Annotated in this window: 17 protein-coding genes and 1 pseudogene; 16 read left to right on the top strand and 2 right to left on the bottom strand. The window is 43.0% G+C overall.

Annotated features, from left to right (window positions below; genetic code table 11):
- Positions 1 to 105 precede the first annotated feature (105 nt).
- Positions 106 to 1,194: a M42 family metallopeptidase gene (locus tag AR337_RS07335; RefSeq protein ID WP_059171353.1), complete on the top strand. Its 1,089-nt coding sequence runs from the start codon at positions 106 to 108 to the stop codon at positions 1,192 to 1,194.
- Positions 1,195 to 1,243: 49 nt separating this feature from the next.
- Here the strand turns inward: AR337_RS07335 and sspI are convergent, their stop codons facing one another.
- Complete coding sequence (gene sspI / locus AR337_RS07330; RefSeq protein ID WP_059171352.1) at positions 1,244 to 1,453, bottom strand: small acid-soluble spore protein SspI; 210 nt, start codon at positions 1,451 to 1,453, stop codon at positions 1,244 to 1,246.
- Between the two features lie 118 nt (positions 1,454 to 1,571).
- Here sspI and AR337_RS07325 point away from each other — a divergent pair, with 118 nt between their 5' ends.
- The 12 genes and pseudogenes from AR337_RS07325 to AR337_RS07265 all read left to right on the top strand — a co-directional run bounded on the left by AR337_RS07325 (position 1,572) and on the right by AR337_RS07265 (position 19,685).
- Positions 1,572 to 2,336 carry an RNA methyltransferase gene (locus tag AR337_RS07325; protein WP_059171351.1) on the top strand — a complete coding sequence of 255 codons (765 nt, stop codon included), beginning with the start codon at positions 1,572 to 1,574 and terminating at the stop codon, positions 2,334 to 2,336.
- A 492-nt stretch (positions 2,337 to 2,828) separates the two neighbouring features.
- Positions 2,829 to 3,866, top strand: coding sequence for a phenylalanine--tRNA ligase subunit alpha (gene pheS / locus AR337_RS07320; protein WP_059171587.1), 1,038 nt, complete (start codon positions 2,829 to 2,831; stop codon positions 3,864 to 3,866).
- A gap of 31 nt (positions 3,867 to 3,897) precedes the next feature.
- Positions 3,898 to 6,309 carry a phenylalanine--tRNA ligase subunit beta gene (pheT, locus tag AR337_RS07315; protein ID WP_059171350.1) on the top strand — a complete coding sequence of 804 codons (2,412 nt, stop codon included), beginning with the start codon at positions 3,898 to 3,900 and terminating at the stop codon, positions 6,307 to 6,309.
- 688 nt (positions 6,310 to 6,997) lie between these two features.
- Entirely contained in the window at positions 6,998 to 9,679 is a 2,682-nt protein-coding gene (locus tag AR337_RS07310) for a S8 family serine peptidase (protein WP_059171349.1), read from the top strand.
- 136 nt (positions 9,680 to 9,815) lie between these two features.
- A complete protein-coding gene (locus AR337_RS07300; RefSeq protein ID WP_156424336.1) occupies positions 9,816 to 15,638 on the top strand; it encodes a polymorphic toxin-type HINT domain-containing protein in 5,823 nt (1,940 codons plus the stop codon).
- Positions 15,639 to 15,654: 16 nt separating this feature from the next.
- Positions 15,655 to 16,005 carry a hypothetical protein gene (locus AR337_RS07295; protein ID WP_059171346.1) on the top strand — a complete coding sequence of 117 codons (351 nt, stop codon included), beginning with the start codon at positions 15,655 to 15,657 and terminating at the stop codon, positions 16,003 to 16,005.
- Between the two features lie 189 nt (positions 16,006 to 16,194).
- On the top strand, positions 16,195 to 16,413 hold the full coding sequence (locus AR337_RS24025; protein ID WP_059171345.1) for a polymorphic toxin-type HINT domain-containing protein: 219 nt from the start codon (positions 16,195 to 16,197) through the stop codon (positions 16,411 to 16,413).
- On the top strand, positions 16,394 to 16,714 hold the full coding sequence (locus AR337_RS23590) for a polymorphic toxin-type HINT domain-containing protein (protein WP_059171344.1): 321 nt from the start codon (positions 16,394 to 16,396) through the stop codon (positions 16,712 to 16,714). The genes AR337_RS24025 and AR337_RS23590 overlap by 20 nt, the downstream gene beginning before the upstream one ends.
- A gap of 13 nt (positions 16,715 to 16,727) precedes the next feature.
- On the top strand, positions 16,728 to 16,979 hold the full coding sequence (locus tag AR337_RS07280; RefSeq protein ID WP_059171343.1) for a hypothetical protein: 252 nt from the start codon (positions 16,728 to 16,730) through the stop codon (positions 16,977 to 16,979).
- Positions 16,980 to 17,190: 211 nt separating this feature from the next.
- Positions 17,191 to 17,658: pseudogene (locus tag AR337_RS23710) on the top strand (polymorphic toxin-type HINT domain-containing protein).
- A 102-nt stretch (positions 17,659 to 17,760) separates the two neighbouring features.
- Positions 17,761 to 19,038, top strand: a complete 1,278-nt coding sequence (locus AR337_RS07270; protein WP_059171341.1) for an IS110 family transposase — start codon at positions 17,761 to 17,763, stop codon at positions 19,036 to 19,038.
- A gap of 464 nt (positions 19,039 to 19,502) precedes the next feature.
- Positions 19,503 to 19,685 carry a hypothetical protein gene (locus AR337_RS07265; protein WP_059171340.1) on the top strand — a complete coding sequence of 61 codons (183 nt, stop codon included), beginning with the start codon at positions 19,503 to 19,505 and terminating at the stop codon, positions 19,683 to 19,685.
- A gap of 75 nt (positions 19,686 to 19,760) precedes the next feature.
- Here AR337_RS07265 and rnhC read toward each other — a convergent pair whose 3' ends face one another.
- Positions 19,761 to 20,729 carry a ribonuclease HIII gene (gene rnhC / locus AR337_RS07260; protein WP_059171339.1) on the bottom strand — a complete coding sequence of 323 codons (969 nt, stop codon included), beginning with the start codon at positions 20,727 to 20,729 and terminating at the stop codon, positions 19,761 to 19,763.
- Positions 20,730 to 20,916: 187 nt separating this feature from the next.
- On the opposite strand from rnhC, the gene zapA reads away from it, so the two are divergent.
- From zapA to polX, 3 genes are all read left to right on the top strand, one after another.
- Positions 20,917 to 21,177, top strand: a complete 261-nt coding sequence (gene zapA, locus AR337_RS07255) for a cell division protein ZapA (RefSeq protein WP_059171338.1) — start codon at positions 20,917 to 20,919, stop codon at positions 21,175 to 21,177.
- Positions 21,178 to 21,182: 5 nt separating this feature from the next.
- A complete protein-coding gene (locus tag AR337_RS07250) occupies positions 21,183 to 21,725 on the top strand; it encodes a CvpA family protein (RefSeq protein ID WP_059171337.1) in 543 nt (180 codons plus the stop codon).
- A gap of 88 nt (positions 21,726 to 21,813) precedes the next feature.
- On the top strand, positions 21,814 to 23,526 hold the full coding sequence (polX, locus tag AR337_RS07245; RefSeq protein ID WP_059171336.1) for a DNA polymerase/3'-5' exonuclease PolX: 1,713 nt from the start codon (positions 21,814 to 21,816) through the stop codon (positions 23,524 to 23,526).
- Positions 23,527 to 23,549 lie beyond the last annotated feature (23 nt).

Below are 23,549 nucleotides of genomic sequence, written 5' to 3'. Positions count from 1 at the left end.
TTTGTATAATGGACGGGCAATGAGGAATACACAGCAGTAGATTTTCCCCGTTGATATGCGGGAAACAGGCATGAATATTTCTTAAAAAAGAGGGGAGTCAATGGAATGGCACAACAATTGGATGAAACATTGCAAATGCTTAAAGCGTTAACGGATGCAAAAGGAATTCCGGGCAATGAGCGGGAAGTCCGCGAAGTCATGAAAGAGTATATTACTCCTTTCGCCGATGAAGTAATGACTGATGGCCTCGGCAGCCTGATTGCAAAAAAAACCGGTAAGGAAGGCGGCCCGAAAATTATGGTCGCTGGCCATCTCGATGAAGTCGGCTTCATGGTAACACAAATCGATGATAAAGGGTTTATCCGCTTTCAGCCGGTAGGCGGCTGGTGGAACCAGGTCATGCTTGCCCAGCGTGTCACAGTTGTTACCCGTAAAGGTGATGTCACTGGCGTAATCGGTTCGAAGCCTCCACATATCCTGACAGCCGAGGCAAGGAAAAAGCCTGTTGAAATTAAGGATATGTTTATTGATATCGGCGCAACCAGCAGGGACGAAGCTTCCGAGTGGGGAGTCCGTCCGGGTGATATGATTGTTCCTTACTTCGAATTCACCGTCATGAAAAATGAAAAAATGCTGTTGGCAAAGGCATGGGATAACCGGATTGGCTGTGCAATCGCGATTGATGTCCTAAAGCAATTACAAGGCGAGGAGCATCCAAACGTAGTTTATGGTGTAGGCACCATCCAGGAGGAAGTTGGCCTCCGCGGCGCCAGGACTGCAGCAGCGAAAATCGAGCCTGATATCGGCTTCGGTGTCGACGTCGGCATTGCAGGCGATACTCCGGGAGTGACGGAAAAGGAAGCTCTCGGTAAAATGGGCGATGGCCCGCAAATCATCCTTTATGACGCATCAATGGTTTCCCATAAGGGATTGCGCGATTTCATTACCGATACTGCAGATGAGCTGAACATTCCGTATCAGTTCGATACAGTTCCTGGTGGCGGCACAGATGCGGGAGCGATTCATTTGTCGCATAATGGCGTGCCTTCTTTGGCAATTACAATTGCTACACGTTACATCCATTCGCATGCGGCAATGCTGCACCGTGATGACTATGAAAACACAGTCAAGCTGATTGTTGAAGTGATCAAGCGCCTTGACAAGGAAGCTGTTGAAAAAATTAATTTAGGATAAAGATGAAGCTCCCCGGACTGCTGTCACGGGGAGCTTGTTTTTGAGCGGATTATTTCTTTAATCCGCCTTCGAGTGCCTGAAGCATTTCCTTCTTTTCATCCTCCGAAGAATTGTTCCAGATGATTTCAAATAAAACGCCAAGCCCCGGAAGCATTTTTTCTTCGCCATTCTGGATGGCATCGACAATTGTGTCCTCAAGCTCCTGCTGGGTATTTTCGGCAATGTTATGGATAACAGCCGCGCGCAAATTCAGGTCCATTGCTTCATCCTCCTTCTTAAGTTTCATTCAGTAGTAGCTTTTTCTATTTGAGGTTTTAATATGTACTCCTGTTAAGCTATAATAGGAAAATGAGTGATTCAGGAAAGGGGAGCCAGCAGTGAAGCATATCCAATCTGCCCAAAACCCTCAGGTAAAACAATGGAAGAAACTAGCGATGAAAAAAGAGCGCGAACGGACCGGCCTTTTCTTGGCTGAAGGCTACCATCTTGTTGAAGAAGCCCTAAAAAGTCCTGGAACAGTCACAGAATTGATCGTGTCTGATGGGACCGACATCCCACCCCGGATAGATTATAAGGATACTCCAGTTACAGTCGTTTCAAGGGATATTTTCAAAAACATGTCCGAAACGGAAACACCACAGGGAATCATGGCCATCTGCAGGCAACAATTCAATGAGGCCTCACTGGAATCGGCGCAATCATTCCTGCTGCTAGATGCCGTCCAGGATCCTGGAAATCTCGGCACAATGATTCGGACTGCCGATGCAGCCGGTATTGACGCGGTCATAGCCGGGACAGGCAGCGTCGATCTCTACAATCCGAAAGTCCTTCGTTCAGCCCAGGGGAGCCATTTTCATCTCCCGGTTTTTTCAGGTGAGCTTGAGGAGTGGATACCAAAACTGGTTGAAAAAGGCATAACCGTTTACGGCACCGCACTTGAAGGTGCAAGGGATTATACAGAAGTCACACCTGCCAGCCGGTTCGCCCTCCTTGTCGGAAATGAAGGGAATGGGGTAGCTAAAGGCCTTTTGGAAAAAACAAACGAAAATCTGTATGTCCCAATCTATGGGAAAAGTGAATCGCTGAATGTCGCAATTGCGGCTGGAGTACTTTTATATTATTTACGGTCGCATAAGGGCTAGTGGTGAACAGTAACCAGCAAAGTTTTGTTAGCGTAAATTAATTCCGCCGAAAGAATTTGAAACACCTGAAAAAATACGCTATAATAGCAACTAAATTCATACGTTGAAAAACAATGACGGAGAAAAGTACCTTGACGGATAGCCTTTTAGGGAAAAAGTGCCCTGGACTGAAAGCACTTTTAGGCGGGAAGCAGGCGAAGTTCACCTCCCGAGTTGGCACCGGGACCATTCGATGACGGATGTAAAGGTGCGCCGGCAGAAGCCGTTATCTCAATGAAGCGAACACGAATGCCCTGGCGTCCGTGTTTACAAGGGTGGTACCGCGAACCAAAAGCCTCGTCCCTTATTTGGGAGGGGCTTTTTTTGTTGTTCAGGTACGGTTAAAGACAAGTGTATGAAGTTGAATGGAGCGGAAAATCAACACTAAGTTACCCGGCGCTTTTTTTAAAAAAGGCATCGCACTTAGCCGCAATTATAAAGGAGGATTTTTTCATGCAGGAACGATTGACTGAATTGCAAAAAGAAGCCCTTGAAAAGGTAGCGCAGGCATCAAGCTTGAAGGAATTGAACGATGTCCGTGTCGCCTATCTCGGCAAAAAAGGTCCGATTACAGAGGTATTGCGCGGAATGGGCAAGCTATCCGCGGAGGAGCGTCCAAAAATGGGTGCACTTGTGAACGAAGTCCGCGAAGCAATTGAAGCGGAAATTTCCGCAAAACAGCAGCAGCTTGAAGAAGCGGCAGTAAACGAGCGTCTTTCATCGGAGACAATCGATGTGACATTGCCGGGAAGGCCGGTTAAGGCGGGCAGCCACCATCCATTAACAAAAATCATCGAGGAAATTGAAGATTTGTTCATTGGAATGGGCTATCAAATTGCTGAAGGGCCAGAAGTTGAAAAGGATTATTATAACTTTGAAGCACTCAACTTGCCAAAAGGACATCCGGCGCGTGATATGCAGGATTCCTTCTATATTACCGAAGAAACACTGCTTCGCACGCATACCTCGCCTGTCCAGGCAAGGACGATGGAAAAGCAGGGCGGCAAAGGGCCGATCCGGATCATTTGTCCAGGCAAGGTGTACCGCCGGGACAACGATGATGCGACCCATTCACATCAATTCATGCAAATCGAGGGCCTTGTTGTTGGAGAAAACATCCGCATGAGCGACCTGAAGGGAACCCTAGCCGAGTTTGCGAAAAAAATGTTCGGAGACGATCGGGAAATCAGGCTGCGCCCAAGCTTTTTCCCATTCACTGAACCATCTGTCGAAATGGACATTTCCTGCAAAATTTGCGGCGGAACCGGCTGCAGCGTCTGCAAGGGAACTGGCTGGATTGAAATCCTTGGCGCGGGAATGGTGCATCCAAATGTACTTGAAATGGCCGGTTATGACTCCAAGAAATATACTGGATTTGCTTTCGGGATGGGCCCTGAGCGGATTGCGATGCTGAAGTACGGCATTGATGACATCCGCCATTTCTATACGAATGATATCCGGTTCCTAAAGCAGTTTTCGAGGCAGGAATAGACTCAATTTTTGAAAATGGGAGGCTTTACACATGTATGTTTCATATAAATGGCTCCAGGAATATGTGGATTTATCCGGGGTGACGGCAGAAGAGCTTGCTGAAAAAATTACGAAGAGCGGGATTGAGGTTGAAGGGGTTGATACCCTTAACGAAGGAATCACAGGCGTTGTAATCGGGCATGTACTTGAGCGTGAGCAGCACCCGAATGCCGATAAACTAAGCAAATGCCTTGTTGATATCGGTGAGGAAGCGCCGGTCCAAATTATTTGCGGAGCGCCAAACGTTGCAAAGGGCCAAAAGGTTGCCGTTGCTAAAACAGGAGCGGTTTTACCGGGGAATTTTAAAATTAAAAAAGCAAAGCTGCGAGGAGAAGAATCAAACGGAATGATTTGCTCACTCCAAGAGCTCGGCATGGAAGGCAAAAATGTACCAAAGGAATATGCGGAGGGAATCTTTGTTTTCCCGAATAGCGTAACCCCTGGGGAAGATGCGATTGCCGCTTTGAACCGGGATGACAAAGTCCTTGAACTGGGGCTCACCCCAAACAGAGCTGACTGCTTGAGCATGCTTGGCGTTGCATATGAAGTAGGGGCTATTTTGGGAAGGGATGTCAAATTTCCGGAAATTAAGCTTGAGGAGTCGAACGAAAAAGCATCCGATTATATTAAAGTAACCGTTGATGCAAAGGAAGATAACCCTTTGTATGCGGCAAAGGTCATCAAGAATGTCAAAATCGGCCCGTCTCCGCTTTGGATGCAGACGCGCCTCATGGCAGCTGGGATCCGCCCTCATAACAATGTTGTCGATATAACAAACTATATTTTGATTGAATATGGGCAGCCGCTCCATGCATTTGATTACGATAGGTTGGGCTCAAAGGAAATCCTTGTCCGCCGTGCCCGTGATGGCGAAACGATTGTGACTCTTGATGATTCCAAGCGGACACTTACTTCCGACCATCTCGTGATTACAAATGGAACAGAGCCGATCGCAATTGCAGGCGTGATGGGCGGAGCGAATTCAGAGGTTGATACGGATACGACGACTGTCCTGCTTGAAGCAGCCTATTTTACCGGCAGCCCAATCAGGAAAGCGTCCAAGGACCATGGCCTGCGCAGTGAGGCAAGCGCGCGTTTCGAAAAGGGTGTTGATCCAAACCGTGTCCGTGAAGCGGGCGAGCGTGCCGCTGCCCTTATGGCTGAATATGCCGGCGGAGAGGTGCTGGAAGGGACAGTTGAAGCCGATACGCTAAAAGTAGAGCCTGCCGTCGTTTCCATTACAATGGATAAACTAAATACGTTCCTTGGAATGCAGCTGTCAATCGATGAAGTCACAGATATTTTTGAGAGACTGAAATTCGATGTTTCCGCTGAAGGCGAAACCGTCACAGTCACTGTCCCGACCCGCCGTGGCGATATTACCATTGAGGAAGATTTGATTGAAGAGATTGCCCGCCTTTACGGCTATGACAATATTCCGAAAACCTTGCCGGCTGGAGAGCAGCTTGCTGGAAAATTGACTCCGTATCAAGCAAAGCGCCGGGAAGTCCGCCGTTATCTGGAAGGGGCGGGGTTGTATCAAGCAGTAACCTATTCTTTAACGAGTGAAGAAAAGGTTGCCCAATACTCGCTTGAAAAAACAGATGCGATCAAGCTTGCAATGCCGATGAGTGAAGAACGGAGCCTGCTTCGCCTGAGCATCGTGCCACAGCTTCTTGAAGTCCTGAAGTACAATGGCGCGCGCCAGGCCGATAGTCTTGCAGTATATGAAACCGGAGCTGTTTTCCTGGCAAAAGGCGATGAACTGCCGGTTGAGGAAGAGCATCTGGCTGCCGCGATGACCGGGCTCTGGCTTTCAAATCCATGGCAGGGCGAAAAGAAGCCTGTTGATTTCTTCGTCCTAAAAGGAATCCTTGAAGGACTCACGGAAAAGCTTGGCCTTAAAGAACGAATCGAATATGCCCAAGGCCAGCTGGACGGCATGCACCCAGGAAGGACTGCCGATATCCTTTTGGACGGCAAGCGAATCGGCTTCGTTGGGCAAGTCCATCCTTCCATGCAAAAAGAGCTTGATTTAAAGGATACGTATGTATTCGAATTGAAGCTAGGCGAATTGCTTGAGGCTGGAATTGAGCCGCTTCACTATGAGCCAATCCCAAGGTTCCCAACGATTACGAGGGATATTGCACTTGTTGCGGACCAGGAAACACCGGCGGGATCGCTGCGCGGCATCATCCTTGAGGCCGGCAAGCCGCTCTTGAAGGAAGCATCTGTATTTGATTTGTATGAAGGAGCGAATATGGAGGCTGGAAAGAAATCAATCGCCTTCTCGCTCAAGTATGCGAACCCAGAGCGTACGCTTACGGATGAAGAGGTAACGAAAGTGCATGATAAGGTGCTTGAAGCTTTGAAGGAGCAGGCAGGAGCCGTCCTGAGGGGATAATTTTCAAAAAGTGAATGACTAGAGATTTGAACAAAAAGAGCCGTTACCCGTTTGGGTTCCGGCTCTTTTTCATTTTGCTGTGTTTATTGGACTGTTGATTTCCGCCTTGGAAGGAATACTTCAATGAATAATCCAAGTAGAGACAGGTGGTAATTGTCTTTTACGAGGCACGCGCTTTTAGAGGAGCGTCAAACCACTGAATGGAAGACCTTTGCCAATGGAGTCTGCTTCAGTCCTTAATCTATATCCTCCCTCATACTTAATTCCTAGTGCATTACTCCACCACCATTTAATAATTTTCCCAACATCCCTTCATTATGATATCTTTCTTCCTAATTGTATTCTCCAGTTGAAAAACCTTGATGCATAGCCTTTTATGCTAGAATTTCTCGACTGTGTAGAAAATTTCACCAAATAAAAAACGTGAAAATTGAGTTATCAACCACTTAATCCCCTCAACCGAAGAGAAATTCAATGGTTTTTGATTAATATTTTCCCAACTATAAATCTATCCAAATGATAGAATATTTGAAAGTTTTTGGAAATTTGATAGAAACTAATTTACAAAAAATTGCTATTATTTTTATGAGTATTACCTTCAATTAGGTGATGTTTTTCTCTAGGAGGTGTTTTTAGAAGGCTAAAGATGGTTGTAGTTGAAATTAATAAGAAATGAGAGGGGAAAATTTTGAAGGTCTTTAAAATTTTGTTGATTGTATTATTATGTTTTTCCATTTTTGCAGTTGATGGGTTTTTAGCAGCTAATGAAGAAAAAAAAGAAAAAGAAAAGAACAAAGAGGATTCTAGGAATTATCTGATTGTCCTCAAAGATGATGTTGAAAAAGAAGCTTTTATCAACTCAAAGAAGATAAAAGAAAAGAAACTAAAGGACAAGAATCCAAAAAAATTCAAACATACCAATGCATTTGCAGTGGAACTGACAGAAGCAGAGGCTAAGGAATTTGCAAACGATAAAGAAGTCAAAATTCTTGAAGAAGACTCTACGGTGGCCATTACAAGTGGACAAGCCGAAGAGGAACAACATATACCTTGGGGGATATCGACAATTGGTTCGACTGAAGGGTTCAAACAGGATTTCTATGGCAATGGGATTAAAGTTGCAATATTTGACACAGGGATATCCGAACATAAAGACCTTCATATCGCAGGTGGAGTTTCGTTTGTAAAAGATACGGCAAACTTTGCAGATGACAATGGCCATGGTACCCATGTCGCGGGGACGCTTTCTGCTCAGAATAACGAATTTGGGGTAGTTGGTACTGCTCCGGGTGCTGAAATATATTCCATTAAAGTTTTGAATAATTCGGGTGAAGGAAGCTATTCCCAAGTCATCCAGGGAATCGAATGGGCAATTGATCAGCAAATGAACATCATCTCAATGAGCTTCGGGGGAATGACCCCGAGCCTTGCCCTTCATGAAGCAATTAAAAAAGCGAATGAAAAAGGAATCCTCCTTGTTGCGTCAGCCGGTAACTTCGGGATGGGGGAAGAAACGGAAGCTTATCCAGCACGTTTTCCAGAGGTTCTATCCGTTGGGGCTATTGATAACACCAAGCAGCGTGCCAGCTTTTCCAGTACGGGGTCGGAACTGGATTTGGTGGCCCCGGGGGTTAACATATTCAGTACAACTTATGATGGTGAATATGGATACAATTCAGGAACTTCCATGGCTGCTCCGCATGTGGCTGGTGCTGCTGCGGTAATCTGGTCGAAAGAAGAGGACCTAACGAATGAAGAAGTGAAGAAAATCCTTTTAGAATCGGCCACCCCGCTCGGACAGAAAAATGAGTATGGAAATGGACTAGTCAATGTCGCCAAAGCACTGGGATTGGACTCCAATTCAGAACCAATGGAACCAGGTACTCCTATAGATATTAATCTCACAACAGAACTCAGGAAATATGAAAGCAGATTATCAAGAATGGTTATGATTCTGTACATTCTTAAGGACAAAGCAATTGAATTGCAAATGAGTGAACTGAGCAAACAGATTGATGATGATGCTAATTATCTTGTTATTGAAAATCAGGAGCTATTGAGAAATCTAGAAAAAATAAATGAATCAGGGCAGATAGAAGTAAATAAAGAAAGTATTGAATTTACAATTGAGTCTTATTTTGTTGAAAATCAAGAAGCTTTTCTAAAACTTGAAGATTACTATCAAGAAAAAATAAAACAATATCTTCAGGTACTTCAATTATCTTTGGAAGAAATAAATGAAAATTTACGACCTTTATCTGGAGCGGTTCTTGAAATAGGAAAACCATTAGATATTAGTTTATCTCCAGGCAATTCACAAGTGTATACCTTTACTCCTTCAGTCACACAAACATATAAAATTTATACAAGTCCTTATGGAGAGACGGGAAGTTATAATAATACATATTTGGAAATATTTTCTGACTCCGGATTAAACAAATTGGTTGATTTTAATGATGATTATTATCAAGGTAGTAATTTTTCTGAAATAGTCGTATCTCTAAATGAAGGAACTACTTACTATGTAAAGCTTAGGCATTCCAGTAGCTCTGGATCTGTTTTTGCAAGATTAAATGTTTCTTCCTTTGTTTTAAATGATACTATTATGCTCAATACTCCGTTAGATGTTGATATTCTGCGAGGGGATTTTAATGTTTATACATTTACAGCCTCGAAGGATGGAAATTACGAATTTTCTACAACTTATTACAAAGGTGATTCCAAAGAGGGATTTAGCTCCAATCTTTTGACGTTATATTCTGATTATTCTAACACTCGCGGAATTGCTCATGGTTGGTCATTTTTAAATTATTTTGCAAGAGTAAATGTTAACTTAGGAAAAGGTGACACAATATTTATCAAACTTGAGAGCGGCAATTTGAAGAATGTTCACACCAGGCTCACAGTAAGTGAGAGTTTGTTGTACCATACAGAACTTTCCATCAATACACCTCTTAATGTGAATATAGGGGAAAGTCAGTTTCAATCATTTTCATTTACACCTTCCGTTTCAGGGGCTTATAGAATATTTACCGGTCCTATTGATGGTATTGGAAATCCAAGCGATACCTATTTATATATGTATGAAGACACATCTCTTATAAAATTATTGGCCTTAAACGATGACTCAAATGCAACTCGTTATTCAAGCATTGAGTACCACCTTAATGCGGGACAAACTTATTATTTTATTCTAAAAGGATATTCAAGGCAAGCTGTTTCTTCCCAGAGCACAATTAACAAAGGGAGCCAATATGAATATGATGCTGCCGGAAGGCTGGATTATATCTTATTAGTTGATGGAAAAAAATTGGATTACCAATATGATCCAAATGGAAATTTGGTTAAAAAGGTAATCGTCTCTAAATAAAATACATTATATCGTTGAAAGGATAGAATAATGAGAATAAAAAAATCTTTTATCCTCCTAATTGTCATTATCCAGCTTTTCTCCATGGCTGCAGCAAATATTGAACCAGCAAAGACTTATGCACAAGAAGAAATGGATGCAATGGCCCAGGGGATTCAAACACTTAGCAAAAAGTTTGGGGATCAGCCAGTCCCAAATAGAAAAAAACATTGAAAATGGATTTAGCCTGGTTGACATCCACAATGCATTAGTGGTCAGTAAAGAATCAGGGAAGCAATTTAATGATGTACTTAAGACTTTTAAGCCAAGTATTGTAAATAATTCATCTACCACGGAAAGTACAATTAAGAGCGAGTTGCCAGAGGGATATACAACTACTTCATTTTCGACGCAAAATGATTTGGTAGTCCCAAAAATTGATCCTTCAAATCTACTAAAATCAATTTCAGCAAAATCAGGAGAAGCCCCCTATTCTGTCCGCGAGAACCAGGAGTCTTTTTCAACTGTCTCAGGATCGTTGTCATATGAACAAACGGATGCCATTCTACCTGGTCGACATGGAATGTCATTTGAATTAAAACGAACCTATAACAGCCAGGATTCCCAAATGCATGGCATGAAAATTGATGTCTTAAATGAGAATTACTTTGTTGTAAAAGCAAAGGTAAAGGTAGAGTTAGAAAAGCTTGTATATCAGGGGAGCTATGAAAAAAAACGGTATAAAGAATATGATTATTATTGTGATGGAGCGATTGATCATCGTGAGCCGACCTCAGATACCGTTCGTTTAGATACTTCCAAGTTCCCCACAGAATCTGATGTTATAAACAGTATTACTAATCCATTGGGAGTTGGGGAGTGGTCAAATTGTGAATATATAGGTGGCGAATATCCAGACCCAGGAACAGGACAACCACCTCCTGAACCACCGCCATATGAACCACCACCAACTGAGCCACCGCCGTATTATGAGCCACCACCGTTATGTGATCCAAGATTTGATTGTCGCCAAGCTGTTCCAGATTTAACTAAATTACAATATTCATCGTTGAGGACCAGGAGTGCTTACTTTGCCGAGAACTTGATTGTAAAAAGTGAACTAGAATTAGTGAGTTCAAATGTTAGAGAGGAATACCAATACTTCGGACCTTATTCATCTATAAATGAGGCAAATAAAGACATAGAAAAAATGGAAGGCCTAATATTTGGGATGAATACTCTTAATATAAATGGATATACACATTATGAATTCTTAAGTTATACAAGTGGAACTATTGAAGGTCCATTTACAGCGAATACTTCAATTTCTAGTGATACAGAAATATCAACTTATGAAAAAAAATTCCCTATAGGAAAGGGATGGAGCTGGAATATTCCTTTTATCGAGCAAAAGGATGTTGGTGGGCTCAGTAAAAAATATGTGTATTTAGGTGACGGCTCCTCCTATGAAGTGGATGGAGACAAACTTAAAGACTATATGTGGGAAGGAATCACGTTTGGAGAAGACAACTCTGTCACCCAGTCAGGTGTCCAATCAAAACATGTGGTAAAGACAAGCAAGGGGAAGAACTATTACTTTGATGAAAAAGGGAATCTACTAATTATTTCCGATTCTTACGGGAATAAAATCAGGTTCACTTATCAAAAACATGACGACTATGGGAACGTTTTAAGCACCATTGAAGACGACATCGGAAATAAAATTTCCATCACTTATTCAGCAAGTGAGGTTGTCATCACTAATGGAGCAAAGAAAACCATTTATAAGAAGAAGCTCACCGCGGGGAAGGAAGTTCTGACACAAGTCATTAATCCATTAAATCAGAAAACAACATACGATTATGATGTCAAAAATGCGATGTTCAGTCTTGTGGGGACAACACCAAATACGAACAATGCTTATTTCCTCTTGAAAGAAATCATACACCCTACCGGTGTTAAAACTGTTTATACGTATGAGGATACACCAAAAATTAGATACCTGTCCAAAGATGCTGTGAACCAGGTTTACCGTCTGGTTATGAGACATGATGAAGTCACTTATACAACGGGAACAAGGAAGTATAATCAGAAAAATATCATCTATCCAGAGGACATTGGAGACAGCTATGGTGTAAATGCAACCTTCAGTACCATCGTGAGTAATCAGTTGACAAGAACCACCTATAAGAATAAGAAAGTGGTTACGACGGAGGACGCAGCGCCGACGATTTATACAACGCAAGTAAAAGAAGAAGGCGCGTCAGTTGAAAAAGTTGTCGATTATGTTTATGAAGAGGCCCGGAAAATCACGTTTCCTAAACAGGCAACTAGTTACAATCAAAAGGCATCAGTCAAATCAAAACCTGTCACAACGACAGTTCGTTACGACGAATTTGGCAATATCATAGAGCAGTCGACCGACCTTGAGACGAGTGCAACAGTATACAAGCTTCATAGTATTAACCTTGTAACTCCAGACGGAAAAAGGCAGCACTATGAGGAGTATGTCACCGATTATATAACAACGGTCAAGAAAAAAAGCAATGCCGGAGATGACCAGACCATTTCGACCGCCTTCAAATACAATTATCGAGCAGATGGCAATGTGGACAGTAAGGTCATAACTTCTATTTCCAATAATAAGGTCATTTCGAAGAGTGAGGGCTATTTTAATTTATTCGGGAATATGACCAAAATGGTGGAGTACAAGTCTTACGAGAGCGAAACTGTCAATAAAAAGGCCACCTACTTCATTGACTATGACGAAGCAAGTAATAATTCATTTCCAAATAAATACGAGGTGGAAATTACAAATGCAGACAATATAAAAAGCGTTGTCACCTTGGAAGAGCAACATGACAAAGCAACTGGCTTGACAACAAAATTCAAAGATGGAAACCTGAATGAAATCCATGTCCAGTATGATTTGGGTGACCGTCCGACAAAGGTAACATACAAAGATCCGGCAAGAACACTCGATCAATCCCCAAAACTGACCTACCAGTACGACGATATAAACAATGAAATAGTACTGATGGATGAAGTTGGGATTGAAACTAAACATACCTGGAATCCAATGGGCTGGAAAACCGGGGAGTATGTCCGCGAGAACGGGTCCTATAAAAGCAAGGTGCAACAGGATTATGATGGTTTTGGCCGCTTAATGACATCGACGGATGCTAGGGGTTACACTACAACTGTCGATTACGATGAATTCGGTCGAAAGACACAGGTTTATCTTCCGGATTTCAGCCTGGCAAGCAATACCGGCGGGAAAACAACGTACCTTTACGATGATATCAACTACATCGTAACAAGCACGGATCTTGACCAAAACACGTTGGATGAAAAGTTTGACGAATTTGGGAGGCCGTCCTCCAAAACTGAGAAATGGATCAAGAATGGTTATACTCAATCCCGCCTATTGGAAAGGATAACGTATACAGGGAACGACTACACAGTTACGGACGGCAATGGGTATGTCACATCCTATACAATTGACGAAATGGAAAGGCTTCAATCCGTTCTTCAACCGATCAGTCCTACAGTCCCGGTGCCTGTCAGGGCATCCTATACGTACGACTTCACCGGCAATTTGCTTTCCTCGACGGATGGAAGCGACCGGACCAGGACGAACATTTATGATGAACTGGGGCGGGTTATCCAAAAGAAGGATGGAGCTGGCGCAATAGAGAAGTTTTATTATGATGCCAGCAGCAACGTTTCAAAGTATATTGACAAGGCACAGACGGTGTTTCTGAATCAATATAATTATCGAAACCTTCTGAAGAAAAAGGAAGCATATAAGGGAACAACCCTCGTGGACTCTGTAGAATTTACATGGGATGATGGCGGCCGTCAGACCAAAATGGTCGATTCAACCGGGACCACCACCTACAGCTACTATTTGCCAAGTGACAGCGAAGCAAACAAGGAAATTGGTTCCCTAAAGTCGGTTGTCCTCCCGGATCAGTCCAACTTCACGTATACGTACAATCCGAATGGCGCTAAGGATTCCATGAAGATTCAGGTTGGAGGCTCAACCCCGTGGACCACCCGGTACAGTTACGATGAAGTAAATCGCCTGAGCAACGTAAGCGTAGTTGAATTCAACATCTCAGAGTCCTATGCTTACAGCTATGGAGGTCTTCTTAAGTCCGCAACAAAAAATAATCATTCCATCAGCCAATGGACATACGATGGAAGGCTATTAAGCGGCCTGACGGACAAGAAGCTTTCGGACAACAGTACCCTGACATCCTATGGAATCACATATGATGCCAATGCAAACATTACCCAGATATTAGATAAGGGCATTACTAGGAAGTTCACCTATGATTCACTTAACCAAATCCTGACTTCTTCCATTAATAATGAGAATTTCTCGTATGATCCCTCGGGAAATCGTAAAACACAGGTTTCCTCGGAAGACTTGTTAACGGGAACAGCCGATTTTCGGTACGATGACCACAACCGATTGACACAAGTCCAGATGGATTTGAAAAAGGTGGATTACAATTATAATGGTATGGGTCATCTTTACGAGCGGACAGAGAATGAGGAAACCAGGCGATATTATTATGATGGTGAAGACATAATAGCTGAAGCCGTTCTGATAAATGGAACGCCTCAACTCAGGGCAAGGTACATCCGTGGCGATAATAAGCTTATTGCGAAGGTAAGCGAAAAGGCTGAGGAAAAGACTGCTTTCGGGGGGATTGCGTATTATCATCATAACAATCATGGTGATGTAGTTTCCCTTACGGACAAGGCTGGGAAGGTACTCCAAGAGTACCAGTATGATGTATGGGGGAACCCTATACAGGCTGCCAACAGTACTTCCACAGTTGAAAATCCGTTCCGCTATTCCGGTGAATACTGGGATGATTCGACAAAACTGCAATATTTGAGGGCCCGATGGTACGACCCGGCCATGGGAAGGTTCCTGAATGAGGACACATACGAGGGGGACGTAAAAGATCCCCAGAGCTTGAACCGCTATATATATGTTAAAAATAATCCGCATAAGTATGTTGATCCTTCTGGCCACTTTGTTGAAACTTTATTAGACGCTGTAAGTATAGGTCTAAGTACTGCTGATTTCATTAAAAATCCAAGCTTGGTCAATGCTGGATTTCTCGCATGGGATATAGCCGCAGCGTTCATTCCTTTGGTACCTGGATCTTACGTGGTAAAGGGAGGAAAAATAATCTTCACAGGACCCGATGCGGCGAAAAATGCAAAAAGTTTTTCTACTGCTCTAAAAGGGGCTTGTAATTGCTTTACAGCCGGCACAAAGGTGTTAACAGAAGAAGGAGAGAAGAATATCGAAGACATTGAGGTCGGAGATAGGGTTCTTGCTAAGGATGATGTAACAGGGGAAATGGCTTACAAGGAAGTTGAATGGCTCTTCCAACGTGAAGTCGTTGAGACTTATAATATTACTGTTGGTGATGAAGTCATAACGACAACTGATGAGCATCCGTTTTGGATTGTCGGTAAAGGCTGGGTGGAAGCTAAGAATCTTGTGGTGGGGGATGTTCTAACGACCTCTAATGCCAAGGAATTAGCCATTGTGAAGATTGAGGTTAAAAAGGAACATGTGACTGTCTATAACTTCCAAGTTGCAGATTATCACACTTATTTTGTGTCTAACCTTGGTATCTGGACGCATAACAGTTGTTTTAATATTAATGTCAAACCAACTGTCACACATTCTAAATTGCAAAATGTAGTTAAAGACCTATATAAGGGTCAAAAAATGCCGGACCTTACCGGAAATGGGACGACAATGGATGCAATACGGCATGAACTAAAAACTGGGCAACCTGTAGGTAATACATTCCATAGTCAGAAGGGACAGGAATATAGTAGAGCCTTAAATAAATTAATTAACAGTGGAAATTTGAATGCACAAGACCAAGCTATTGCAAAAGCACTATATAATGATCTACAAAAAGCGTTGTCAGGGAAATAAAGAGGTGAGAATCAACTTGGAGTATAATAACCTTATTAACAGGCTGTTAAATGATATTCCTCAAATTAGACCAATGTATGAAGAAGAGATTGAATGGCTTGAAGAAGATTTGCCCCATGTCATTTTTGGAATTATAGTAACTCCGTTCATTATTAAGCAGCTACAAGAGAATCAAAAAGTAACAACTTTATTTGATTTTCTTGAAGAGATGGCTCTTTGTAATGACGAAAAAGTCCAGGAAGTGTTAGTTGTTTCAGTGCTTGAATTATTAATTACAGAGAGAGAGATTATTGATTTAGCAAAAAATATGATGGGTAATCGGACTAAACAACTTTGTACGGTAACAGAAAAAGCATACGGGTATTAACATTAACTGACCTTGACGGATTTTCCCCTCAAGGTCTTTCTTTGGATTTCCAGTGCTGAAACAATTTTTTAAAATGGAAATTTATCACGATTACAGCTGGTACAAAGGTGTTAACGGAAGAAGGGAATAAAAATATCGAAAACATTGAAGTCGGAGATAAAGCTCTTGCTAAGGATAAGAATAACCCTGATGTATTATAAGGAAGTCACCAATTTTTTCCGTAACCAACGTGATGATATTATAAAGTTACAAGTCGGAGACGAAGTTATTGAGACGACAGACAATCATCCGTTCTGGGTCGAAGGTAAAGGCTGGGTCTTCGCAGATGAACTTCAAGCAGGCGATAAGCTACAGAAGGCTGACGGAAGTAACCTGACGATTAATAAGGTTGAGTATAAAACTAGATAAGCCAGTTACGGTTTATAACTTTACGGTTGCGAATTATCATACGTATTATGTATCGGACTTAGGTATTTGGGTACATAATACGAACTGCTTTAAAAAGCCTATCTCTGGAAAGTCTGCGAAAGAAGCAGCAAAAGATGTTCCTAGTTGGGCTAAACACTATAAACCATATAAAGGACAAAGTGGAACAGAATTTGCAAAAAGGTTAATGGATGATAAGTATGGCCCTGGAAATTATAAAACAGGTCCAGACTCCGAGTTTAATAAAATTAAAAAGTGGGGAGACAGAGCATTTGAGAAATAAAGGAGGAGTAAGGATGAAAGATACGTGTGTATATCTTCTACAGCATAGCTATGAGTTTAATCGTGAATATTGTCCTAACGAGTGTATTATTGAAGAAACTAAAACATTAGGAATATATTCTTCACGTAAAGAAGCAGAAAAGGCAATTGTAGAAATTTACAAAGATAAACCAGGATTTAAAAACCATCCATTAGAATGTTTTCATATTGATGAGTATAGGATAAATGAAAGTTTTTGGGTAGAAGGTTTTGGTATTGATGACTAAGACGGTTCGAATATAGATATAAAAAGTATATATAATTAAAAAGTTTTATACTTTCACTTGATAGAGTCATTCTATCAAGTTTTCTTTTTTTTGATTGATAATTATTACTATTGAAAATATCCTATAACATAAAATATACAATAAATAACAAAAAGGGGCCGCCTCCTTTTATTCCTAGCATGCCTTAAAATTATGATTAGGAAGCCTAACGATAATTAAGGTCGGAGATAAGGTTCTCGCGAAGGATAAGAATAATCCTGATGGAGAATTGGCTTACAAGGAAGTCACGACTTTATACCGCAACCAACGAGATGATATTATTAAGTTACATGTTGGGGAGCAAGTCATTGAAACGACAGACAACCATCCGTTCTGGGTGGAAGGCAAAGGATGGGTCTTCGCAGATGAATTCCAAATTGGTGATAAACTCCAGAAAGCTGATAGAAGTAATCTAACGATTGAAAAAATCGAGTTTTTTTAATTAGACGATCCAGTTACAGTCTATAACTTTACAGTTGCGGACTACCATACGTACTATGTAACGGATTTAGGCATTTGGTTGCATAATACGAAATGTGGTTACAAGGACATTACAGTAGGGAAAAGTGTACGAAATATTGACACAAATGTTACGAGAACTGATTTTGAGAAGAGTTTATTAAAGGAGCATTCCTGTTAGAAGGATTTTGGGGGACTTGAACAAAAAAAGCCCTCTTGGTATGATGCGGGGTGTCAAATCTGGACGAAATGACCCCTAATTTGTAACCAAGGAGGACTCCTAATGGATTTTAAACAAAATCATAAAATTAATCAAGTCACCGAAAAATCCCTGGTCGTAGGAATCGATATAGCGAAGCGTACGCACTACGCCTGCTTCGTTGATGACCGTGGACGGGTGCTCCAGAAATCTTTCTCCGTATCCCAATCACGGGATGGATTTGAAAAGCTGTACAGCCGGATCTTATCAGCTATGAAGGAAAACGGCAAAACCGAAGTCATTGTTGGGATTGAGCCCACCGGCCATTATTGGCTTAACTTAGCCTACTTCCTTGAGGACCGAGGTATCCCCTTGGCAATGACTAATCCCATGCATGTAAAGCGTTCCAAGGAACTCGATGACAATCTGCCCACAAAGCATGATAAGAAGGATGCGCTGGTTATCGCACGACTCATTAAGGATGGCCGCTTCAGCTATCCAAGAATACTAAAGGATATGGAAGCCGAACTGCGTGTTGGATCGACACTCAGGGGTAAGCTGACAGAGGAATTGGGAACAGTCAAGAATATGATCATTCGGTGGCAGGACCGCTATTTTCCTGAGTTCAGCCAAGTCTTTCCTAGCCTCGGGAAGATGGCATTGGCTGCACTTGAATTCACCCCGTTTCCAGGGGATTTGCTTCACAAAAAGCCTGATGAACTGCTTGAACTCTACCGAAAGAGCGAAGGGATGAAATCCCCGCAGAGACCAAAGGCAGTACGTCTCATCGAAGTCGCTGCCAACTCCATCGGAGTAACAGAAGGACGCAAGATGGCCCGTTATGAAATTGCCACACTCGTCCGCCGTTACCGCCAACTGGAACAGGAAATTGAGGAGCTCACCGAGCGTCTAGTCGAGCTTGTGCGGACCTCCATAGAATATGAATTCCTTTCATCCGTCCCAGGGATGGGAGACGCCACCATCATTGATTTACTTGCCGAAATAGGAAGCTTTTCTCACTATGAGGATCCACGCCAATTGATAAAGCTCGCGGGACTCACACTGCGTGAGAATTCCTCCGGTAAGCATAAAGGTCAAAAACGCATCTCGAAGAGAGGCAGAAGAAAATTGAGGGCTGTCCTGTTCAGGATCATGATGCCTCTCGTCCGGCATAATGAGGCCTTTAAAAAGTTACACGAGTATTATACAACCCGCACGGTAAACCCCTTGCGGAAGAAACAATCTATTGTGGTACTTTGCGGAAAGCTATTAAAAGTTTTACATGGCATCGTGACGAAGCACAGGAAGTTCGACGCACAGCGAATGATGAAGGATATCCCCTGTATTGAAAAGGCTGCCTGATTAGCCTATACCTTTGAAGACCTAGACAACAGGATGACACGGAGAAGCCGGCACTATTTTTTCCATCCGACCCCGAGTCCCTAAAGGAGCTTCGCTGGCCTCTGCCTTATGACTAGACCGAACGAAGGAATGTAGGCACTCAGATGCCAAGAGACATGGGAGGGTACGTCATCATAAGCAACGCAGAGATCCATTGTGCATCACATATAAATCCATCACTACCAACCAGAAATAGCCAGTAGTGACCGCGTAGCGTATCCACCAGTTGTAAGAGAAACACATTTTTGTGATTATCTGTTAGTACGCGTGTCAAAAAATATTTTTTTGACACCCCAACAACGGCTTAAACCGTTGATATACCAACATTTATAGAGGGAGGTTGGAAGAAATCGGTTAGCAAGGATGGTGCAAAATATACTGTTCGTGACAAATCAAATCAAGGGAAACCTACAGCTGAGTATTAAATGAGGCAGAATAAATTTATTAATGATAAACAGAAATTTAAAGAATATCTAAATTTAGTTAAAAAGGCATTTGAAAATGAAAAACGCTTGCCTGAACAAGTTTTTTTAGTTCCATGGCAAAGAAAATGTGTTTTCGACTTTGATAAAGCAATGGGTTATTTCTTTTGGAATGAACTAAAGTGAATTGTTTTAATTAGACGGTTATCATTTTTTCGATAACCGTCTCTTTTTTTTGGCATTGTGTCCAAATCGTGTTAATCAAAAATCTTTTAACTTGCCCCTTCTCTTGGCAACCAGCCCCATCGCTTTTTGTGTATTCGCAAAATGGAGTTTGACGAAGTGTGGCAGGGCGGATTGCCCTTTGGCTAAAATGAGTTTGGCGGCCGCTTCGTCCACTTTGGCGCCTGCGCCCTTCGGAATGGTGAACCCAGCCACTTCGCTGAGTTTTTCAAAGTGCCGGATGAACGCATATCTTGCGAGGATTGATGCCGCTGCTACAGAAAGGTGCAGCCCCTCCGCTTTTGTGCTGAAAAAGACATCTTCCCGGACAACCTTTTTCTGTCCCCTAAGGTGAGCGTAGTAAATTTCAGGCTGGGCAAACTGGTCGACAAGAAGTGCCTCCGGTTTTTCAGGGGCGATTTTTCCAAGAAGATGGTTCAGCGCCTGATTATGCAGGATTGCTTTCATTTTCCCCTGCGACATTCCTGATTGCTGCAGTTCGTTGTACTTTTCATTGTGCAAGGTGAGCAGGCTGAAGGGGATGACGTTCTTGATGTCCTTGGCGATCGAAACAATCTTTTCATCGTTTAGATCCTTTGAATCCCTGACCCCAAGTTCCTTAAGAAGGGGAAGGTCTTGTCTTCTTGCATAGGCCGCGACCACAGTAATCGGTCCGAAAAAATCCCCTGTGCCAACTTCGTCAGAACCAATCACGGACAAAGTGCCGAAGTTTGTAGGGAGATGGGATCCGGGCACAGGCTTCCCTGGCAAAGTTTTTTTACTATTGGGTACGGCTGTAGGCGTGCTGCCGGCCCATTGAGTGGCTTCGCTTTCCGCACTAACTCCCTGGAACAGGACTTTGCCGGACTTGTAGGCTGTGATGGTGCAGGAAGGGGTTTTTGCGGCAAACACGCTTCCAGTTGGGAGTTTTTCTATTAAATAACGCGAATAGTGTTCTTTCAAGGCTGCTATTTGAGTTGGTGTTGCGGTAATGACTGCTTGGCCCAAGACGGCTGCACTCCTTTGGTTGTTTATCTGTCTATTTTATCATATTATTGCCGACAGCTAATCAGGCTCTTCCCCGTTTTAAAACATAGCACCTTTATGGACAGGCAACAGCTTATCCTTTCGCTTTTCCAGTAAAGCACGTTCGTGTTATGATAGGGAATAGGATTCTTTGAATGGAGGCAACTACGTGTCGAATAACAATAAAAACCGGACAACGGTCGATATATATGGGCAGCAATATACCATTATTGGGCCGGAAAGCTCGAGCCATGTAAGGCTTGTCGCTTCACTAGTCGATGATAAAATGCGGGAAATAGGTTCCAAGAATCCTTCACTTGATGTGAACAAACTGGCTGTCCTTACCGCAGTAAATGCTGTTAACGACTTTATTAAACTTAAAGACCAGCTTGAACGGCTGAAATCAGAAATGGAAAGGGAACAGGGATAAACGAAATGCTTGATTTAGTACTTATCTTTCTTTTTATTATTGGCTTTTTCATAGGACTAAAGCGCGGCTTTATCCTCCAGGTGCTTCATCTTGCCGGCTTCGTGCTCGCCTACATTGTAGCGTATATGTATTATGACAGCTTGGCGCCGAAACTGAAGCTATGGATTCCCTATCCGACTCTTGGTGAGACCTCGCCGCTTTCCCTCCTCGCATCCAATACCGGTATGGAAGAAGCCTATTACAGGGCGTTTGCTTTTGTAGTTATTTTCTTTGCGGTTAAGGTGCTCGTCCAAATAATAGGCTCCATGTTCGACTTTATCGCGCATCTTCCAATCCTGAGGACGCTGAATGTTTGGGCAGGCGGTTTGCTTGGGTTCGTGGAAGTGTATTTGGTTTTGTTATTGCTCTTGTATATTGCTGCGCTTGTCCCGATGGAAGCAATCCAAAAGCCTCTTGAGGATTCGATCATAGCGGAGGCGATTGTCAAACATACGCCTGTCATCTCCGAGCAATTGAAGGAACTTTGGATAGAATATGTAGCTGCTTGAACTTCTCTGACAGCAGGGAAGTTCTTCTTTCTTTCATGGAACTTTATTGAGACGTTTGCGTACAACAGATAAGGCAGGTGCTATTGGGATGGAAAAAAATAAAAAAGATGTCATTGCCCTTCTTGAAACAATCGCGATTTACCTTGAGCTTAAGGGGGAAAATCCGTTTAAGGTTTCTGCGTTCAGGAAAGCGGCATTCGCTCTTGAAACAGATAACAGGAGCCTTGCGGGAATCACTGATTTTACGGCCATTTCCGGTATCGGGAAGGGAACGGCTGCAGTCATAGAGGAATTTATCCAAGAGGGTAGTTCATCTGTGTTGAAGGAATTGCAGGAGGAAGTGCCTGCAGGACTTGTTCCTTTATTAAAGCTTCCTGGCCTCGGCGGCAAAAAGCTGGCCAAGCTGCACGAAATGCTTGGGATTGAAGATATCGCCGATCTGGAGGAAGCGTGCCGGATGCATAAAATTTCCGAGCTTCCCGGCTTCGGGAAAAAATCGGAAGAGAAAATCCTGGCTGCGATTGAAAATGCGGGCGAACGTCCGGAAAGGCTTCCGCTCGCCTATATGCTTCCGATTGCGGCTAAAATAGAAGCTCAACTTTCTGAAATGGACGATATTGAACAATTTTCAAAGGCTGGCAGTATTAGAAGATGGGCTGAAACCGTAAAGGATCTTGATTTTATCATAGCCACCTCAAATCCAGAATCGGTAAGGGAGCAAATCCTCGCACTCCCAGACCTAAAGGAAGTCATCGGTGCCGGCGATACCAAAGTGTCCGTAACATTTGGCTTTGACTATGATATCTCGGCGGATTTCCGCCTGGTCAGCAGTGAGGAATTCGCGACTGCCCTCCACCACTTTACAGGTTCAAAGGATCATAATGTTCGGATGAGGCAGCTGGCAAAGGAGCGCGGCGAGAAAATCAGTGAGTACGGAGTTGAATCAGCGGAAGGCATAAAAACCTTTACATCAGAAGCTGAGTTTTATGCCCATTTTGGCCTGCCGTTCATTCCTCCCGAAATTCGCGAGGACGGACGGGAAGTTGAAATCTACTCACCTGATATGGGTATTGTAGATATAAAGGACATAATATCGGACCTCCATATGCACTCCACATGGAGCGATGGCGCCCATACAATAGAAGAAATGGCGGAAGCCTGCAGGGCAATGGGCTATTCTCATATTGCGATCACCGACCATTCACAGTTCTTGAAAGTGGCGAATGGCTTGACGCCGGAACGTCTCCGTGAGCAGCATGAGGAAATAAAGCGGGTTAATGAAAAGTATACGGATTTTAAAATCCTGTCAGGGGTCGAAATGGATATCCTTCCGGACGGATCCTTGGATTATGATGATGACCTGTTAAAAGAACTCGATATCGTGATAGCATCGATTCATTCGGCATTTTCGCAACCGCGTGAAAAAATCATGATGAGGCTGAGAAACGCGCTTGAAAATCCAAATGTCGACATTATCGCCCATCCAACTGGCAGGTTGATAGGGCGCAGGGATGGATATGATGTGGATATTGACATGCTAATCTCTTTAGCAAAAGACACGAATACCGCGCTTGAATTGAATGCGAATCCGCACCGGCTCGACCTTTCATACGTCCACCTGAAAAAGGCGCAGGAAGCCGGAGTGAAAATCGCCATCAATACCGATGCGCACAAAACCGCGATGCTGAGCCATATGGGCATCGGGGTTGCAGCAGCCAGGAAAGGCTGGATAAAAAGCAGCTCTGTTCTGAACACTTTCAAATTGGAGGATTTACTTCAATTTTTACATCACAGAAGCTGACAAAACACTTAGGCAAAAAGGAG

It is taken from the genome of Bacillus sp. FJAT-27445, from assembly GCF_001510665.1.
Classification (GTDB): Bacteria; Bacillota; Bacilli; order Bacillales; family Cytobacillaceae; genus Bacillus_D.
This window is presented reverse-complemented; position numbering and strand designations above follow the sequence as displayed.